14 protein-coding genes are annotated in these 18680 nt (G+C 34.3%); all 14 read left to right on the forward strand.

The features are described 5' to 3' along the window. The first annotated feature begins 149 nt into the window (after nt 1–149). The 14 genes from fakB1 to JVU85_RS05195 all read left to right on the forward strand — a co-directional run bounded on the left by fakB1 (nt 150) and on the right by JVU85_RS05195 (nt 18670). Entirely contained in the window at nt 150–1013 is an 864-nt protein-coding gene (gene fakB1 / locus JVU85_RS05130; protein ID WP_002509848.1) for a fatty acid kinase binding subunit FakB1, read from the forward strand. A 298-nt stretch (nt 1014–1311) separates the two neighbouring features. After that, nucleotides 1312–2394, forward strand: a complete 1083-nt coding sequence (locus JVU85_RS05135; RefSeq protein ID WP_103388068.1) for a DEAD/DEAH box helicase family protein — start codon at nt 1312–1314, stop codon at nt 2392–2394. Then, nucleotides 2387–3058, forward strand: a complete 672-nt coding sequence (locus tag JVU85_RS05140; RefSeq protein ID WP_103388069.1) for a ComF family protein — start codon at nt 2387–2389, stop codon at nt 3056–3058. The genes JVU85_RS05135 and JVU85_RS05140 overlap by 8 nt, the downstream gene beginning before the upstream one ends. A 66-nt stretch (nt 3059–3124) precedes the next feature. Then, nucleotides 3125–3694 carry a ribosome hibernation-promoting factor, HPF/YfiA family gene (hpf, locus tag JVU85_RS05145; RefSeq protein ID WP_002509845.1) on the forward strand — a complete coding sequence of 190 codons (570 nt, stop codon included), beginning with the start codon at nt 3125–3127 and terminating at the stop codon, nt 3692–3694. A gap of 277 nt (nt 3695–3971) precedes the next feature. Then, a complete protein-coding gene (gene secA, locus JVU85_RS05150) occupies nt 3972–6503 on the forward strand; it encodes a preprotein translocase subunit SecA (protein WP_204172106.1) in 2532 nt (843 codons plus the stop codon). A 250-nt stretch (nt 6504–6753) separates the two neighbouring features. Continuing rightward, nucleotides 6754–7870 (forward strand): peptide chain release factor 2 gene (gene prfB, locus JVU85_RS05155; RefSeq protein WP_100218104.1). Its coding sequence is split into 2 segments (ribosomal slippage): nt 6754–6825 and nt 6827–7870, totalling 1116 coding nucleotides; the frame shifts between segments, so codons are not numbered across the junction. Between the two features lie 295 nt (nt 7871–8165). Then, nucleotides 8166–8807 (forward strand): YfbR-like 5'-deoxynucleotidase, encoded by a 642-nt coding sequence (locus tag JVU85_RS05160; protein ID WP_002509842.1) that lies wholly within the window; start codon nt 8166–8168, stop codon nt 8805–8807. A gap of 5 nt (nt 8808–8812) precedes the next feature. Then, complete coding sequence (locus JVU85_RS05165; protein ID WP_002509841.1) at nt 8813–9046, forward strand: CsbA family protein; 234 nt, start codon at nt 8813–8815, stop codon at nt 9044–9046. Nucleotides 9047–9343: 297 nt separating this feature from the next. Further along, entirely contained in the window at nt 9344–11326 is a 1983-nt protein-coding gene (uvrB, locus tag JVU85_RS05170) for an excinuclease ABC subunit UvrB (RefSeq protein ID WP_021459135.1), read from the forward strand. Nucleotides 11327–11334: 8 nt separating this feature from the next. Next, nucleotides 11335–14178, forward strand: coding sequence for an excinuclease ABC subunit UvrA (gene uvrA, locus JVU85_RS05175; protein ID WP_021459134.1), 2844 nt, complete (start codon nt 11335–11337; stop codon nt 14176–14178). Between the two features lie 134 nt (nt 14179–14312). After that, complete coding sequence (locus JVU85_RS05180; protein ID WP_204172107.1) at nt 14313–16436, forward strand: BglG family transcription antiterminator; 2124 nt, start codon at nt 14313–14315, stop codon at nt 16434–16436. 17 nt (nt 16437–16453) lie between these two features. After that, on the forward strand, nt 16454–16918 hold the full coding sequence (locus JVU85_RS05185) for a PTS sugar transporter subunit IIA (RefSeq protein ID WP_002509837.1): 465 nt from the start codon (nt 16454–16456) through the stop codon (nt 16916–16918). Between the two features lie 94 nt (nt 16919–17012). Beyond that, nucleotides 17013–17291, forward strand: coding sequence for a PTS sugar transporter subunit IIB (locus JVU85_RS05190; protein WP_002509836.1), 279 nt, complete (start codon nt 17013–17015; stop codon nt 17289–17291). Nucleotides 17292–17410: 119 nt separating this feature from the next. Beyond that, nucleotides 17411–18670 carry a PTS galactitol transporter subunit IIC gene (locus JVU85_RS05195; protein WP_002509835.1) on the forward strand — a complete coding sequence of 420 codons (1260 nt, stop codon included), beginning with the start codon at nt 17411–17413 and terminating at the stop codon, nt 18668–18670. Nucleotides 18671–18680: the final 10 nt, after the last annotated feature.

The raw sequence follows: 18680 nt of genomic DNA on the forward strand, positions 1-18680 counted from the left end.
AATGCTATAAAGGTAGTAGAATTACAAAAGCTAAATGTGTTACTTTCTATTATACTATAATACAAACAACAGTTATAATTACATAAAGGAATTTTCTTTTGTTAGAAATTACGGTATGATAAATGTGAGTATAATTGAGGAGGATTATGATGAAGATTGCTGTCTTGACAGATTCCACAAGCTATCTATCTCAATCAATGATTGATAAATATAATATTAAAGTAGCTCCGTTAAGTGTAACTTTTGATAATGGTGATAATTTTATTGAAAACGAAACTATTTTTGCACCTGAATTTTATGAACGAATGAAAACATCTAAAACGATACCAACAACGAGTCAACCTGCGATAGGTGTCTATTTAGAATTGTATGAAGCCTTGCGTGAAGAAGGGTATACTGATGTTGTTGCTGTAATGATGTCATCAGGAATTAGTGGTAGTTATCAAACTGCAACACAAGCCGCTGAAATGGTTGAAGGTATTAAGGTGCATACGTTTGATTCCAAATTAGCTGCAATGGTTGAAGGTGCTTATGTATTAAGAGCAATAGAATTAATTAAGCTAGATTATAAACCTGAAGCTATTATTGCTGATTTAGAAAATATGCGTGAGCAAACTGGAGCAGTTTTAATGGTAGATGATTTAAAAAATTTACAAAAAAGTGGACGTATCACGGGTGCTCAAGCATGGATTGGTACAATGTTAAAAATGAAGCCTGTACTAAAATTCGAAGATGGTAAAATTTTACCAGAAGAGAAAGTACGTACCAAAAAGCGTGCTTTAAAGGCGTTAGAACAAAAAGTATTGGACCAAGTTAATGGACTTGAAGAATTTACACTATTTATTATTGGTGGAGATAAAAAAGAAGATTCAAAATGGCTTTACGAAGATTTAAAAGCGGCGCATCCAGATTATAATATTATTTTTTCTGAATTTGGGCCGGTAATCGCAGCGCATTTAGGTTCTGGCGGTATAGGTTTAGGATATACTTGCCGTACAATTACAGAAAAATAAATATAAGACGTTATTAGAGACTAGAACAATATGAGGGTGTTACAGTAGTTAACATTTAATATGGCTCTAGTCTTTTTTGAGGTGATGAACAATCAAACTATATGGTAGGTTAGTTACCAATCATGCTTTGCTGACAACTGAAAAGGTGATTTATTGTGGGCCAGGCATTACGCAAGAACGAAGTGTAACGACTTGTTTGCAGTGCGGTTCTATCTATAGACGTCACATTCACAGTTATTACTCACCACTATTACAACGTGATATATTATATTGTCGCTATTGCCTCCAATTAGGACGTATGGATAGTCTGTCGGATGTTTATATAACACAAACATATAATGTAGCTACATCTGCAGAATTTAATATACCTTTTAAGTTATCTCCACAACAACATTATGGTGCAACAGCGTTATTAGAAGCTGTTAAGTCAAGGCAAGATCAACTGTTACACGCTGTGACTGGAGCGGGTAAAACAGAAATGATGTTTCCAGCATTGCAATATGCAAGGCAACAAGGACTAAATGTTGCAGTAGTATCACCACGCACTGACGTAGTTATAGAGCTTACTCTGAGGTTACGAGCAGCATTTCAACAAGAATGCATAGATGTACTGTATCGAGGGCAACCTCAACGATTTAATGGTCATTTTGTTATTGCTACTGTGCATCAATTGCTACGTTTTAAACAGCATTTTCAACTAGTTATTGTAGATGAGGTAGATGCGTTTCCACTAGCAATGGATAGAGTATTGCAACATTCAATAACGTTAGCATCGACACACGACCGATGTCATATTTATATGACTGCAACGCCTCCCAAATCACTTTTAAGACAATTTAAAGCTTCGAATATAATTACATTACCTGCACGTTTTCATCGACAACCATTACCGATACCACAATTTCAATATTTTAAATTGACACCACAACGACCGCAAACCAACCTTGTACGACTACTATGTCGACAACAAGCAGCGGGGAGAATAACACTTGTATTTGTTCATAGTATTAAGCTATTAAGACAGTTAGAGCATACGTATCAAAAGGTGCTAGTACAGTCAGCATTTGTGTCGAGTGACGATGCACTACGCATGACCAAAGTACAAGAATTGAGAGCAGGGAAATATGTTAGCGTGTTTACTACTACTATCTTAGAAAGAGGGTTTACACTAGCTAAGTTAGACGTTGTTGTATTAAATAGCCACACTTTTACACAGCATGTATTAATTCAAATGTCAGGACGTGTAGGACGTAAAACTGAAGCTCCTACAGGTAATGTTTGGTTTTATCATCAAGGAATATCTACACAGATGTTAAAAGCAAAGCACGCGCTAAAACGAATGAATCGCATAGCACAACAACGGGGATGGATTGATGGTTAATTGTCTATGGTGTGATGCGCAAATTAATGAGGCGTTAACGATTACAAACTTTTACGCCCGTCCTGTACTAATATGTGAGGCGTGTGACGATGCTTTGCAACAATGTAAAATTCAGACAAAAGCGTGTTGTACTACTTGTTTAAAACCAATATCAGATAATCAAAGCCAATGTATGGATTGTGCTATGTTGGCTAAGCGCTATCAACGCATCAATCAACTATATTGTAATTTTCAGTACAAAGGAATGATGAAAGCAGTGTTACAACAATACAAATTCAACAGAGATTACGTACTTTGTACATTGATAGCACGATATATACAGTTACCGCGTATGCATTATGACTATATTATCCCGATTCCTTCTCATAGCTCTAGAGATCGTTGGCGGACATTTAATCCAGTGACTGCAGTGTTAGCATGTATGCATGTTAAATATACTAACTGTTTAACAATGCAGTATGATCGTAAACAATCATCTTTAACCAAACGTCAACGTTTAAGTCAGCCTAATCCATTTATAATTACAGCAGATTTGGACTTTACTAATAAAAATATTTTGTTAGTAGATGACATCTATACTACTGGAATTACTGTTCATCAAGCAGCATGTAAATTTTTTGTAAGAAAAATCAGAAAATTCGATGTCTTTACATTTGCACGCTAACGTAAACGTGGTATTATGAGAGTAAGCAACATTACCAATATAGAGGTTTTAAAGGAGTCGATTACTATGTTTAGATTTGAAATTCACGGAGAGAACCTCACTATTACAGATGCAATCCGTAACTATATTGAGGATAAAATTGGTAAACTCGAACGTTACTTTAACAATGTTCCAAACGCTATCGCACATGTTAAAGTCAAAACGTATCAAAACTCAGCTACTAAAATTGAAGTAACAATTCCATTAAAAAATGTAACATTAAGAGCTGAAGAAAGACATGACGACTTATATGCGGGTATAGATTTAATTAATAATAAACTTGAACGTCAAGTAAGAAAATATAAAACTCGTGTGAATCGTAAAAGTAGAGACAAAGGGGATCAAGAAGTTTTTGCTGAAATTGTAGAAGATAATAAAGCAGATGCTTTAGATGATACAAGTCAGGAAAATGACTTCGAAATTATTCGTTCTAAACAATTTAGCTTAAAGCCAATGGATTCTGAAGAAGCGGTGTTGCAGATGGATTTATTGGGTCATGATTTCTTTATTTTTACAGATCGTGAAACTGACGGAACAAGTATTGTTTATAAACGTAAAGATGGAAAATATGGTTTAATAGAAACAACAGAACAATAACTAACTATAAGTGTTGAAGCGTTCATGATTAAGTTAAATCGTGGACGCTTCTTTTATGTTATGTTAGTATGAAATAATTTGATAGCACAAAGACTAAGTTGTGCTAGGATAAGCGAGTTATTATATAGAACAGTATGAAATGTAAAGTATATTAACAACAGCAAAGGAAATGTAAATATATTTATAACAATAATCCTATAAGTGTAATTTTAAGCTAATTAATGGTATTATAAATTGTTGTAAGTAATAGAGTTATTAAGCTAAAGGAGCGAACAGAATGGGTTTTTTATCAAAGATAGCTGATGGTAATAATAAAGAAGTAAAGCGCCTTGGTAAATTAGCAGACAAAGTTCTCAAGTTAGAAAAGGACATGTCTATATTAACTGATGAAGAAATAAAAGAAAAAACAAAATCGTTTCAAGATAAAGTACAGGCAGAAGAAGATGTACAGAAGCAAAATAAAATATTAGACGAGATTTTACCAGAAGCTTTTGCCTTAGTAAGAGAAGGTTCAAAACGTGTCTATAATATGATACCGTACCGTGTTCAAATTATGGGTGGTTTAGCAATCCATAAAGGTGATATTGCTGAAATGCGTACAGGTGAAGGTAAAACGTTAACCGCTACAATGCCGACATATTTAAATGCCTTAGCAGGTCGTGGTGTTCATGTTATTACAGTCAATGAATACTTAGCGAGCAGTCAAAGTGAAGAAATGGCAGAACTATATAATTTCTTAGGGTTGTCAGTAGGCGTAAATTTAAACAGCAAAACAACAGCTGAAAAACGAGAAGCATACGCATGTGATATCACTTATAGTACGAATAATGAATTAGGATTTGACTATTTGCGTGATAATATGGTGAATTATGCTGAAGAACGCGTTATGCGTCCACTACATTACGCTATTATTGACGAAGTCGATTCTATTTTAATTGATGAAGCACGTACACCATTGATTATTTCAGGAGAAGCTGAAAAATCAACGTCATTATATACACAAACAAACGTCTTTGCGAAGATGTTAAAAAGTGAAGATGACTTTAATTATGATGAAAAAACTAAAGCAGTGCAATTAACAGAACAAGGTATTGATAAAGCAGAACGTATGTTTAAAATCGATAACCTTTATGACGTTAAGAATGTTGATATTATTAGTCACATTAATACTGCTTTACGTGCACACGTGACACTTCAACGCGATGTTGATTATATGGTCAATAATGGAGAAGTATTAATTGTCGACCAATTTACTGGTCGTACGATGCCTGGACGTAGATTCTCTGAAGGCTTACATCAAGCGATTGAAGCTAAAGAAGGCGTTAAAATTCAAAATGAATCTAAAACTATGGCGTCAATTACTTTCCAAAACTACTTCCGTATGTATAATAAATTAGCTGGTATGACCGGAACAGCTAAAACGGAAGAAGAAGAATTTCGTAACATTTACAATATGACAGTGACACAAATTCCAACGAATAAACCTGTACAACGTGTCGATAAACCTGACTTAATTTACATTAGTCAAAAAGGTAAGTTTGATGCAGTTGTAGATGATGTCATTGACAAACATAAACAAGGACAACCTGTATTGCTAGGTACAGTTGCAGTTGAAACAAGTGAATATATTTCTAACTTACTAAAAAAACATGGTATTCGTCATGATGTGTTAAACGCCAAAAACCATGAACGCGAAGCCGATATAGTTGCAGGTGCTGGTCAAAAAGGTGCAATTACTATTGCGACAAATATGGCTGGACGTGGTACAGATATCAAGCTTGGTGATGGCGTAGAAGAATTAGGTGGTTTAGCAGTCATTGGTACGGAACGACATGAATCACGTCGTATTGATGATCAATTACGTGGTCGTTCTGGTCGTCAAGGTGACAAAGGTGATAGTCGATTTTATTTATCGCTACAAGATGAATTGATGGTCCGCTTCGGTTCAGAAAGATTGCAAAAAATGATGAATCGCTTAGGTATGGATGACTCTACTCCTATTGAATCCAAAATGGTATCACGTGCTGTAGAATCTGCACAAAAACGAGTAGAAGGTAATAACTTTGATACTCGTAAACGTATTCTTGAATATGATGATGTACTACGTAAACAACGTGAAATTATTTATGGCGAACGTAATAATATCATTGATAACGAGAATAGTTCAGAGTTAGTCAATGCCATGTTGCAATCAACATTACAACGTAGCGTGACATATTATATTAATGATGATGAGGAAGAACCAGATTATGAACCATTTATCAACTACATTGATGATGTGTTCCTTAATGAAGGTGAACTTAAAGTATCTGATGTTAAAGGAAAAGACAGTGAAGATATTTATAATCTTGTTTGGCAAAAAGTTGAAGCTGCATTGGCAGAACAAAAAACAGAGATTGGCGATCAATTCCCTGAGTTTGAACGTATGATTTTATTACGTTCAATTGATACGCACTGGACTGATCATATAGATACTATGGATCAATTAAGACAAGGTATTCACTTACGTTCCTATGGTCAACAAAACCCATTACGTGACTATCAAAACGAAGGTCATCAATTGTTTGATAGCATGATGGAAAATATTGAAGAAGATGTAAGTAAATACATCTTGAAATCTGTAGTATCGGTTGAAGATGATATTGAAAGAGATAAAACAACAGACTTCGGTAAAGCGGAGCATGTTTCGGCAGAAGATGGTAAAGAAAAAGCTAAAGCACAACCATTTGTGAAAGATGAACATATTGGTCGTAATGACCCTTGTCCATGTGGTAGTGGTAAAAAATATAAAAATTGTCACGGTGCTTAATGCTGTCGTGTAGAGCCTGGAGCATATTATTGTTCTAGGTTCTTTTGTATCGTTGAAAGTTATCACTAAACAAGAAATTGATGACACAGAGTGTCATGCACAAGCAACGTTAGAGGCATCATCAATGCTAATTACAGTAATAATTTATTGACTGAGGGACTAGGAGAATAAACTTACACAATGTAGACTATAATTAGAAGTGACAATTTATGTTAAAATATTAATAAAACGTTATTTAGGAGCGATGACTATGGAATTATCAGAAATAAAACGTAATATAGAGCACAATGCTGACAAGTTAGAACAACTTAGGGGGTCTCTTTGACTTAGAAGAAAAAGAGACAAATATTCAAGAATATGAAGAAATGATGACTGACCCTAACTTTTGGGATGACCAAAATACGGCGCAGAGCGTCATTGATAAAAATAATGCTCTAAAATCTGTAGTAACCGAATTTAGAAAGTTAGAATCACAGCTAGAGGATATGGATGCTACACGCGAATTACTTGCAGAAGAACAAGATGAAGATATGCAAGCAGACCTAGTAACGCAAGTTCAAGCATTTAAAGGTGATTTAGATCAATTTGAATTACAATTATTATTAGATGGACCTTATGACGCAAATAATGCAATCTTAGAATTACATCCAGGTGCTGGTGGTACTGAATCACAAGATTGGACGAGTATGCTATTAAGAATGTACCAACGTTATTGTGAACAAAAAGGCTTTAAAGTTGAAACTGCCGATTATTTACCCGGTGATGAAGCGGGCGTGAAAAGTGTAACAATAGTCGTTAAAGGTCATAATGCTTACGGCTATTTGAAAGCAGAAAAAGGCGTTCACCGACTCGTTCGTATATCACCGTTTGATTCTTCAGGTAGACGTCATACGTCATTTGCATCGTGTGATGTAATTCCAGAATTTAATAATACAGAAATTGAAATTGATATTAATCCAGATGATATTACCGTAGATACGTTCCGTGCATCAGGAGCTGGTGGTCAGCACATTAACAAAACTGAATCAGCGATACGTATTACTCATCACCCTACAGGTATAGTAGTAAATAACCAAAATGAACGTTCACAAATTAAAAACCGTGAAGCTGCTATGAAGATGTTAAAATCTAAATTATATCAACTTAAATTAGAAGAACAAGAGCAAGAAATGGCAGCAATTCGAGGAGAACAAAAAGAAATAGGCTGGGGCAGTCAAATTCGTTCTTATGTTTTCCATCCATATTCTATGGTTAAAGACCATCGTACAAATAAAGAAACAGGTAAAGTAGATGCTGTGATGGATGGTGACATAGGGCCATTTATCGAAGCATACCTAAGAAGTCAAATGGATCAAGCTGAAGAGTAATACATTAATAGTTCCAACAGTAGACTTTGAAATATAGGATTAACAATTTACCTTATAGCGATAAACGACTATGTAAGTGCAATACTTTGCGATGACATACGTGATGATGGATTTAATAATTAAGCAAGCAATATATTGCTTGCTATGACTTTTCCACTTTTAAATTTTTGAAATATCAATGAATAGAAGGCATAATTTAAGTAACTTTAATAATTAAGTTGGTATGAAAATTGATTTTCTTGTTTGTTATAATAAAAGCAAGTATAATCATTGTTTAAACAAGGAGGCGTATGTCATGGGTGTACATCAATATTTTAAACGCTTATCCGATTTGGAAAAGTTAATCAGACTACCAGGAAAATTTAAATATTTTGAGCATAATGTAGCTGCGCATTCATTTAAAGTTACAAAAATCGCGCAATATTTAGCAACTGTGGAAGAGTATAACGGCAACGAAGTGGATTGGAAAAGCTTATATGAAAAAGCATTAAACCATGACTTTGCTGAAATTTTCACAGGAGATATTAAAACTCCGGTGAAATACGCTAGTGGCGAATTGAAAAAATTGTTTTCTCAAGTTGAAGAAGAAATGGTAGATACTTTTATTAGTGAAGAAATACCTACACCTTATCAAGATGTTTATCGAGAACGATTACAGGAAGGTAAGGATGATTCATTAGAAGGACAAATATTATCAGTTGCTGATAAAATTGACTTATTATATGAAACTTTCGGAGAAATTCAAAAACGTAACCCGGAACAGCTCTTCTTTGAAATTTATGAAATGTCTTTAGAAACAATTATGCAATTTGACCATTTAAGTTCGGTACAAGATTTCATAGACAACGTAATTCCTGAAATGTTAACTGAGAAATTTATTCCAAAATCTGAATTGCGTGAAACAACAATGGCAATTTTAAATAAAAGAAATGAGTGACATATATGATTTGGTATATACTCGCATCATTCTTCCCGTGTATACTTGTCATTTTATTTAGTGTGGTGACTAGAAGTAAATGGGTTGGTACAATTTTAGTACTCGTCTTAATCGGTGCATCGATTCAAAAAGGTTTTTTTCATAATGAGTGGATTATCTTTATTGATGTAGTATCCATACTTGCAGGGTACGTGATTATTGACCAATTACAATTGCATAAAAAAGAAGATGAAGATTAACGGGTATATACAATGTATAAACAGTTCGATTGCAATAAATGCTGTTTAATAAGTATACTTATATAACTCAATAACAAACATGAAAAAACAAACATAGTGTGAACTGTGTTTGTTTTTTTCTATGTGTGAGTGAGAGTAATCATTTTAAACGAACAAATGTTTGTATATTTCGAACAGAATCTGTTAAAATAGTATGCAAGTGAAATAGATTTTAAACAATTGATATAATTAATAATCTACAGTATGAGCAATGAATTAACTAACGTTAAACGTAATATATAGGAGGAATGTGTCACTATGGAACATTATCCATTCAAATTAGTTTCCGACTTTGAACCAGAAGGTGACCAACCGGAAGCAATTCGAAAAATTGTCAATGGTGTGAATGCAGGAGAACGACATCAAACCTTACTAGGTGCTACAGGTACAGGAAAAACATTTACGATGAGTAATGTAATTAAGGAAGTGGGCAAACCGACCTTGATTATTGCCCATAATAAAACCTTAGCAGGACAATTATACAGTGAATTTAAAGAATTTTTTCCAGAAAATAGAGTAGAGTATTTTGTAAGTTATTACGATTATTATCAACCAGAAGCATATGTACCTTCTACCGATACATTTATTGAAAAAGATGCTTCAATCAATGATGAAATAGACCAATTGCGACATTCTGCAACAAGTGCCTTATTTGAACGTGATGACGTTATAATTATTGCCAGTGTTAGTTGTATTTATGGTTTAGGTAATCCAGATGAATATCGTGATTTAGTTGTGAGTGTACGTGTTGGTATGGAAATGGATCGTAGTGAACTATTGCGCAAATTAGTAGATGTACAATATACGAGAAATGATATTGATTTTAGACGTGGAACATTTAGAGTGAGAGGCGATGTTGTAGAAATTTTCCCAGCCTCACGTGAAGAAATGTGTATCCGCGTTGAGTTTTTTGGAGATGAAATAGATCGCATTCGTGAAGTGAATTATTTAACAGGTGAAGTATTGAGAGAACGAGATCATTTTGCGATTTTCCCAGCTTCTCACTTCGTTACACGTGAAGAAAAAATGAAATCAGCAATACAACGTATCGAAAATGAATTAGCTGAACAATTAGAAAAATTACGCAGTGAAAATAAATTATTAGAAGCACAGCGTTTAGAACAACGTACCAATTATGATTTAGAAATGATGCGAGAAATGGGCTTTTGTTCTGGTATTGAAAACTATTCGGTGCACTTAACATTGAGACCGTTAGGCTCCACACCATACACATTATTAGATTATTTTGGAGACGACTGGTTAGTTATGATTGATGAGTCTCATGTTACTTTGCCTCAAATAAGAGGTATGTATAATGGTGACCGTGCACGTAAGCAAGTATTGGTGGATCATGGATTTAGACTACCTAGTGCACTTGATAATAGACCGCTCCAATTTGAAGAATTTGAGTCTAAAACACGTCAACTCGTTTATGTTTCTGCTACGCCAGGGCCATATGAATTAGAACATACCGATGAAATGGTCGAACAAATTATTAGGCCAACTGGTCTATTAGATCCAAAAATTGATGTACGCCCTACAGAAAATCAAATTGATGATTTATTAGGTGAAATCCAAGGACGTATTGAAAATGATGAACGTGTACTTATTACGACATTGACTAAAAAAATGAGTGAAGATTTAACGACCTATCTGAAAGAAGCGGGTATTAAAGTAAACTATCTTCATTCAGAAATTAAAACATTAGAACGTATTGAAATAATACGAGATTTACGTATGGGTACGTATGATGTCGTTGTAGGTATTAACTTATTACGTGAAGGTATAGATATACCAGAAGTATCCTTAGTTGTTATATTAGATGCTGATAAAGAAGGGTTCTTGCGTTCTGAACGTTCCCTTGTACAAACGATAGGTCGTGCAGCACGTAACAGTAAAGGTGAAGTTATTATGTACGGTGATAAGATAACGGATTCTATGCAATATGCTTTAGATGAAACAGAACGTAGACGTCAAATACAAATGGCTTACAATGAAAAACATAATATTACACCGACGACAATCAATAAGAAAATTCATGATGTTATTAGTGCTACGGTAGATTCAGATGAAACAAATGAACAACAACAAACAGAAGTACCGAAAAAACTTACGAAAAAAGAACGCGAAAAAACGATTCAAAATATCGAAAAAGAAATGAAGCAAGCAGCTAAAGACTTAGACTTTGAAAGAGCAACAGAATTACGTGACATGTTATTCGAATTAAAAGCAGAAGGGTGACATAAAGTATGAAAGAGCCATCAATTGTAGTAAGAGGGGCGAGAGCCCATAATTTGAAAGATGTTGATATCGAGATACCGAAAAATAAATTAATAGTGATGACAGGCCTTTCAGGTTCAGGTAAATCATCATTAGCATTTGATACGATTTATGCAGAGGGACAAAGACGTTACGTAGAATCATTAAGTGCTTATGCACGTCAATTTTTAGGACAGATGGATAAACCAGATGTAGATACGATTGAAGGTTTGTCACCAGCAATTTCAATCGATCAAAAAACAACAAGTAAAAATCCTAGATCTATCGTTGCAACTGTTACTGAAATTTATGATTATATTCGTTTACTTTATGCACGTGTAGGCAAGGCATACTGTCCAAATCATCATATCGAAATTGAATCGCAAACCGTACAACAAATGGTGGATCGTATTTTAGAATTAGAAGAACGTACAAAAATTCAACTATTAGCACCAATTGTCAATCATCGCAAAGGATCACATGAAAAATTAATTGAAGATATAAGTAAAAAAGGTTATGTACGTGTGCGTGTTGATGGGGACATTATAGATGTAAATGATGTTCCTCAATTAGATAAAAATAAAAATCACACAATAGAAGTGGTCATTGACAGATTAGTAGTCAAATCTGGTATAGAAACACGTCTTGCCGATTCAATTGAGACAGCATTAAATTTAGCAGAAGGTAATTTAGTTGTAGATATTATTGATGGTGATGAACTGAAGTTTTCTGAAAACCATGCTTGTCCGATTTGTGGATTCTCTATCGGTGAATTAGAACCACGTATGTTTAGTTTTAATAGTCCTTTCGGTGCTTGTCCTACCTGTGATGGTTTAGGTCAAAAATTAATGGTGGATTTAGATTTAGTAGTGCCAGATAAAAACGCTACATTAAATGATGGCGCAATTTTACCGTGGGAGTCTACTAGCTCTGATTATTACCCAACATTGTTAAAACGTGTATGCAAAGTTTATAAAATAAATATGGATAAACCATATAAAAAGTTAACAGATAGACAAAAAGATATTATAATGTATGGTTCGAAAGGTAAAGAAATTGAATTTACTTTTGAACAACGTAACGGTCAAAAGCGTACACGTACGATGGAGTTTGAAGGGGTAGTTAACAACATCAATCGTCGTTATCACGAATCACCTTCAGAATATGTGAGAGAAATGATGAGTAAATACATGACTGAGTTACCATGTGAAACTTGTCATGGTCAACGTCTAAGTAAAGAAGCATTAGCAGTCTATGTAGCTGATTTAAATATCGGTGAAGTTATAAATAAATCAATTAAAGATGCATTGCACTTTTATGAAACGATTGAATTGTCAGCACAAGATCGTACAATTGCTGACCAAATATTAAAAGAAATCATTTCAAGATTGAAGTTTTTATTTAATGTTGGCTTAGAATATTTGACGTTAAATCGTTCTTCAGGCACTTTGTCTGGTGGTGAGGCGCAACGTATTAGATTAGCGACTCAAATCGGTTCACGACTATCAGGTGTCTTGTATGTATTAGACGAACCATCCATCGGTTTGCATCAACGAGACAATGATCGATTAATTGAGACATTGAAAGAAATGCGTGATTTAGGTAATACTTTAATCGTGGTTGAACATGATGATGATACTATGCGCGCAGCAGATTATTTAGTAGATGTTGGTCCGGGTGCTGGTAATCATGGTGGTGAGATTGTTGCGAGCGGTACACCGCAACAAGTTATGCAAGAAGCGCAATCTTTAACTGGTCAATATTTAAGTGGTAAAAAACAAATCGATGTACCTGAACATCGTCGAGAAATTACGCAACGACAAATTCACGTTACTGGTGCACGTAGTAATAACTTAAAAAATGTAGATGTATCATTCCCATTATCAACAATGACTGTAGTTACAGGTGTATCTGGTTCTGGTAAGAGTTCATTAGTTAATGAAGTTTTATATAAATCTTTAGCTAAAGAAATTAATAAGTCAAAAGTTAAACCGGGTGATTGTGACGCAGTGACTGGTATTGAAGAATTAGATCGTATTATAGATATTGACCAATCACCTATTGGGCGTACACCACGTTCAAACCCTGCTACTTATACAGGGGTTTTTGATAATATCCGTGATATTTTTGCACAAACTAATGAAGCCAAAATACGAGGTTATAATAAAGGACGCTTCAGTTTTAATGTCAAAGGTGGACGTTGCGAAGCATGTAAAGGTGATGGTATTATCAAGATTGAGATGCACTTTTTACCGGATGTATATGTTCCGTGCGAAGTATGTGATGGATCACGATATAATCGTGAAACATTAGAAGTAACATATAAAGGGAAAAATATCGCAGATGTATTGAACATGACCGCGGAAGAAGCGACTTATTTCTTTGAAAATGTACCTAAAATTCATCGCAAATTAAAGACACTTGTAGATGTTGGTTTAGGGTATGTGACTCTGGGTCAACCAGCTACGACGTTATCTGGTGGTGAAGCCCAACGTGTGAAATTAGCTTCAGAGTTGCATAAACGTTCTACTGGTCGTTCGATTTATATATTAGATGAACCTACGACTGGATTACATGTAGATGATATTAGTCGACTTTTATCTGTACTTAATACGTTAGTTGAAAATGGCGATACAGTTGTCATTATTGAACATAATTTAGATGTCATTAAAACTGCTGATCACCTGATTGATTTAGGACCTGAAGGTGGCGATGGCGGTGGTACAATTATTGCTACTGGTACACCTGAAGATATAGCGGAAGTATCAGAAAGTTACACTGGACATTATTTAAAAACAGTATTAGCACGTGATAAAGCTAACCAAAAATCATAAGAATTTTAATTTAGAGCAAAGTAGTCATTTGATATAGCAAATGGCTACTTTGCTCTTTTTATGTGTCAGGACAAGGTTTATGAGACAAGGTCACAACGATGTACAACGCGAAAGCGCCTTTTTGTGACTAATCCATGTACCACCGTTGGTTGAATTATGGTAAGTTGAATTTAACCAATAAAGGGGGGATAAAAATTATAGAAACAGAAAATTATAAAATTATTCTTCAAATTGTCAAGAACCCCGCAATTAAAAGTAAAACCTTAGAAACGCAATTTAATTTGTCACGTCGGCAATTAAGTTACAGAATTGACAAAATTAATCAATGGCTTAGTAAAGCTTCATATGAACAAATAACACGGACGAAGCAAGGTCATTTTATCGTTGATCCTACTGTTAAGGAAGCGCTCAACATTGATGATGTCGATATATCTGTAAATGACAAAGAATTTTACAATGTAGAGCAACGTCAGTACATTATTTTATTAATGTTATTTAACTCTACACCTTATTTATCATTAGATCATTTTGCGTTAGATCTTAAAGTAAGTAAAAATACTGTGCTTAATGATATAAAAAAAGTGAAAACACAGTTAGCTCAATACAATTTAACGTTACGTTATTCTCGAAAACAAGGATATGCCTTAATGGGTGATGAATTACAAACACGTAAATTGGCGATCAAACTTATTATTAACAGTACACATACACAATTGTCTAGTCACGAGATGAGACATTTTCTAGGTGTAACTGAAGATGATATGACGATAATTAATAAGCAAATGACCAAGATTGAAAGTTTTTTACGGAAAAAGTATGTAGATCATAGTTTAAATCTGTTCCCATATTTACTGAATATATTTTTTAATCGTATTGAACAAGGTTACATCATTAACCATTTTAAAATAGATTATAGTGCTTTGTCAGATACACAAGAATACAAAGCTACAGAAATTTTATTGGAGCCATTTTCTGATGTACCTATGGAAGAAAGGTTATATGTTACTTTGCACTTACTATCAACGAGCATGCAATGGTCAGAACAGCCAGAAACTACTGCTTTTCCACAATTGAAGTCAGTGCTTATTACTACACTACAACGATTTGAACAAATAACCTGTATTCAATTTGAGAATAAAGATCAACTTTTGAAACAATTACTATGGCATATGAAACCCGCATTTTATCGTATTAAATATCAATTATCTGATATCCAAGAGTTAGAAAATCCATTACATGGAGAATATCGAGAGCTGTTTCATTTAGTAAAGCAATCGATCCAACCGCTTGAACATTATTTAGGTCAAACATTGCCTGATAATGAAATTGCATATTTAACAATGCTTATCGGTGGCAGTCTGAGACGACAAGATATTGATATTGAACAAAGCTTAAAAGCAGTTGTAGTGTGCACGCAAGGGCATTCTGTATCACAGATGATGTTGCAAGAACTTAGAGGCCTATTTCCAGAAATTATCTTTTTAGATGCTTTGTCATTATCAACATTTAATAATTATTCTTTAGATTATGATATCGTCTTTGCGCCCATGCATGTGATGACTACAAAAACATTATTTATTACAAAATCGTTTTTAAATGCGCAAGAGAAAAAATTATTGCGACAAGAAGTGTTGAAAACGTTTGGAGATTCTACGGAAAATACAATGAATGTTGAAGCCTTTATGGAAACGATTAAAGCACATGCCAATGTGTTTGATGAGGAAGGATTATACGAACGTATTAAAGATCATTTAGCTTATCTCCAACCAATAAGTACGATTAATTCAGCAACATTATCTTTAAATAATGAATTGAATTTAAAAGATTTATTACCTACAACACATATAAAGCAATGTAATGAAGTTAAAACGATGGACGAAGCGATTGCATTAGCAAGTGAGCCATTATTAAGCGCACAATATATAGAACCTCAATATGTAGAAGCAATGCAACAACATTTTGATGATACTTATATGGTAATTCAAAATAACATCGCTATTCCACATGCCATGAGTGACGGTGGTGTAAAACGTACAGCTATGAGTATGCTCGTATTACAAGAGCCACTCATTATTAATAAGCAACATCCAATTCATATTATTGTTGTGATTGCTGCAACGGATAAGGTAAAACACTTGAGACCTTTGTTACAGCTAAGAGATTTGGCACAAAGCAACCAAGATATCAACTGTATTCAAGAAGCACAAACAATACAAGAAATCGTTCAAATTATTGAACAGTATTCCAAAATTGAATAAAAATGAGGTGCGCTTAGATGACAAAAATAAGTATTGAATCATCTAATGTTTTATTAGATGTACAAGTAGAATCAGCGTCTGAAGCTTTGCAGCAATTATCGCAAACGCTTTTTCAAAATGGTTATGTCAAAGCAAGTTATGAGTCAGCCGTAATAGCACGAGAACAAGAATTTCCGACAGGTTTGCCAACGAATTATTGTGGTGTTGCTATTCCACATACAGACCCACAACATGTAAATGATAAAGCAATCGGTATTGCTGTATTGGCAGAAGCAGTTCCTTTCGTAATGATGGGGGAAACTGAAGCAACAACACCAGTAAAAATAATTTTTATGTTAGCTATGGACAAAGGTGATGCACAACTAACATTATTACAAAAACTCATGTCTCTTTTGCAAAATGATGAAACATTAGCAACGTTAGCCGAAGCAACAAATAAGGAAACGATTGTCAGAGTGATAGAACAACAATTAGCAGAATAATTTATTATGTTCTGGTGATACAACACCAGAAAAAATATTCGAATATTCTGAAATTAAATTATCAATAAATAGTTAATATTAGGAGGAGTTATTTATGAAACAAGTATTAGTAGCATGTGGTGCAGGTATTGCAACTTCAACGGTGGTAAATAATGCAATTGAGGAAATGGCAAAAGAACACAATATCAAGGTGGATTTGAAGCAAATTAAAATTACCGAAGTTGGACCTTATGAAGATACAGCAGATTTATTAGTTACTACTGCAATGACGAAAAAAGAATATCATTTCCCAGTAATTAATGCACGTAATTTCTTAACAGGTATTGGTGTTGAAGATACTAAAAAAGAAATTTTAGAAGTGTTAAAACAATAACAACTCAATAAATTAGTAAAAAGGATCATTCAAAAATCATACTAGATAAACATAACGCATTATATTGTGATACAACCTAGTAAAAATGATCCTTTTTTATAAAGGGATGGAGCGATTATATGGATACTTTTGTAGATTTTATTAAAGGGTTTTTAGATTTAGGAGCAACAGTAATTTTGCCTATCGTTATATTTTTATTGGGGCTCTTCTTTAGACAAAAGGTTGGCGCAGCATTTCGTTCAGGTTTGACGATTGGTGTAGCATTTGTCGGTATCTTTTTAGTAATTGATTTACTTGTGAAAAATTTAGGTCCTGCAGCACAAGCGATGGTTAAGAATTTAGGTGTTAGCTTAAATGTAATTGATGTAGGTTGGCCTGCCACTTCATCTATAGCATGGGCATCTAGTATTGCAGCTTTTATTATACCTTTAGGTATTTTAATCAATGTGGCTATGTTACTTACGAAAACAACTAAAACAATGAACGTTGATATTTGGAACTTTTGGCATTATACATTTTGTGGTGCCATGGTGTATGCAGTGTCGGGTAGTATTTGGCAAGCCTTAGTGGCAGCTGTAATTTTCCAAATTGTCTGCTTAAAAGTAGCAGATTGGACAGCGCCAATGATGAGTGAATTCTTTGATTTACCGGGAGTGTCATTAGCTACTGGTAGTACAATTTCATACGCTCCAGGAATCTTCTTAGTTAAAGGGCTTCAAAAAATACCTGGCTTAAAAAAATTAGAAGCAGACCCGGATACAATTCAAAAACGTTTTGGTGCTTTTGGTGAATCTATTTTTGTTGGACTGGTATTAGGTCTAGCTATTGGTATTTTGGCCGGTTATGATCCAGGTAAAGTTATTAATTTAGGGATGTCAATGGCAGCAGTAATGGTATTAATGCCACGTATGGTAAAAATTTTAATGGAAGGTTTAATGCCTGTCTCGGAATCTGCACGTACTTGGTTGAATAAGCGATTTGGAGAACGTGAAATCTATATCGGACTAGATGCGGCAGTAGCACTCGGTCATCCAGCAGTCATTTCTACAGCATTAATTTTAGTGCCAGTTACAGTATTACTAGCAGTTATATTACCTGGTAACCAAGTATTACCTTTTGGTGACTTAGCAACGATACCTTTTGTTGTAGCGTTTATCGTAGGAGCTGCACGTGGAAATATTATACATTCAGTTATTGTAGGTGCAATTATGATTGCAATCTCTTTATATATTGCTACAGATGTTGCTCCGATATTTACAGAAATGGCAAGTGGCACAAATGTTGAAATGCCTAAGGGTAGTTCGCAAATTTCAAGTATTGACCAAGGCGGTAACATACTAAATTGGATTATTTATAAATTCTTCAATTTATTTAACTAGTGGAGGAGTG

It is taken from the genome of Staphylococcus sp. GDY8P72P (assembly GCF_016890655.1).
Taxonomy (GTDB): domain Bacteria; phylum Bacillota; class Bacilli; order Staphylococcales; family Staphylococcaceae; genus Staphylococcus; species Staphylococcus arlettae.

Excerpts from the sequence above, each read along its gene's own strand:
- fakB1 (WP_002509848.1), top strand. The coding sequence starts at position 150 with ATGAAGATTGCTGTCTTGACAGATTCCACAAGCTATCTATCTCAATCA.
- JVU85_RS05135 (WP_103388068.1), top strand. The coding sequence starts at position 1,312 with ATGGATAGTCTGTCGGATGTTTATATAACACAAACATATAATGTAGCT.
- JVU85_RS05140 (WP_103388069.1), top strand. The coding sequence starts at position 2,387 with ATGGTTAATTGTCTATGGTGTGATGCGCAAATTAATGAGGCGTTAACG.
- hpf (WP_002509845.1), top strand. The coding sequence starts at position 3,125 with ATGTTTAGATTTGAAATTCACGGAGAGAACCTCACTATTACAGATGCA.
- secA (WP_204172106.1), top strand. The coding sequence starts at position 3,972 with ATGGGTTTTTTATCAAAGATAGCTGATGGTAATAATAAAGAAGTAAAG.
- JVU85_RS05160 (WP_002509842.1), top strand. The coding sequence starts at position 8,166 with ATGGGTGTACATCAATATTTTAAACGCTTATCCGATTTGGAAAAGTTA.
- JVU85_RS05165 (WP_002509841.1), top strand. The coding sequence starts at position 8,813 with ATGATTTGGTATATACTCGCATCATTCTTCCCGTGTATACTTGTCATT.
- uvrB (WP_021459135.1), top strand. The coding sequence starts at position 9,344 with ATGGAACATTATCCATTCAAATTAGTTTCCGACTTTGAACCAGAAGGT.
- uvrA (WP_021459134.1), top strand. The coding sequence starts at position 11,335 with ATGAAAGAGCCATCAATTGTAGTAAGAGGGGCGAGAGCCCATAATTTG.
- JVU85_RS05180 (WP_204172107.1), top strand. The coding sequence starts at position 14,313 with ATGTACCACCGTTGGTTGAATTATGGTAAGTTGAATTTAACCAATAAA.
- JVU85_RS05185 (WP_002509837.1), top strand. The coding sequence starts at position 16,454 with ATGACAAAAATAAGTATTGAATCATCTAATGTTTTATTAGATGTACAA.
- JVU85_RS05190 (WP_002509836.1), top strand. The coding sequence starts at position 17,013 with ATGAAACAAGTATTAGTAGCATGTGGTGCAGGTATTGCAACTTCAACG.
- JVU85_RS05195 (WP_002509835.1), top strand. The coding sequence starts at position 17,411 with ATGGATACTTTTGTAGATTTTATTAAAGGGTTTTTAGATTTAGGAGCA.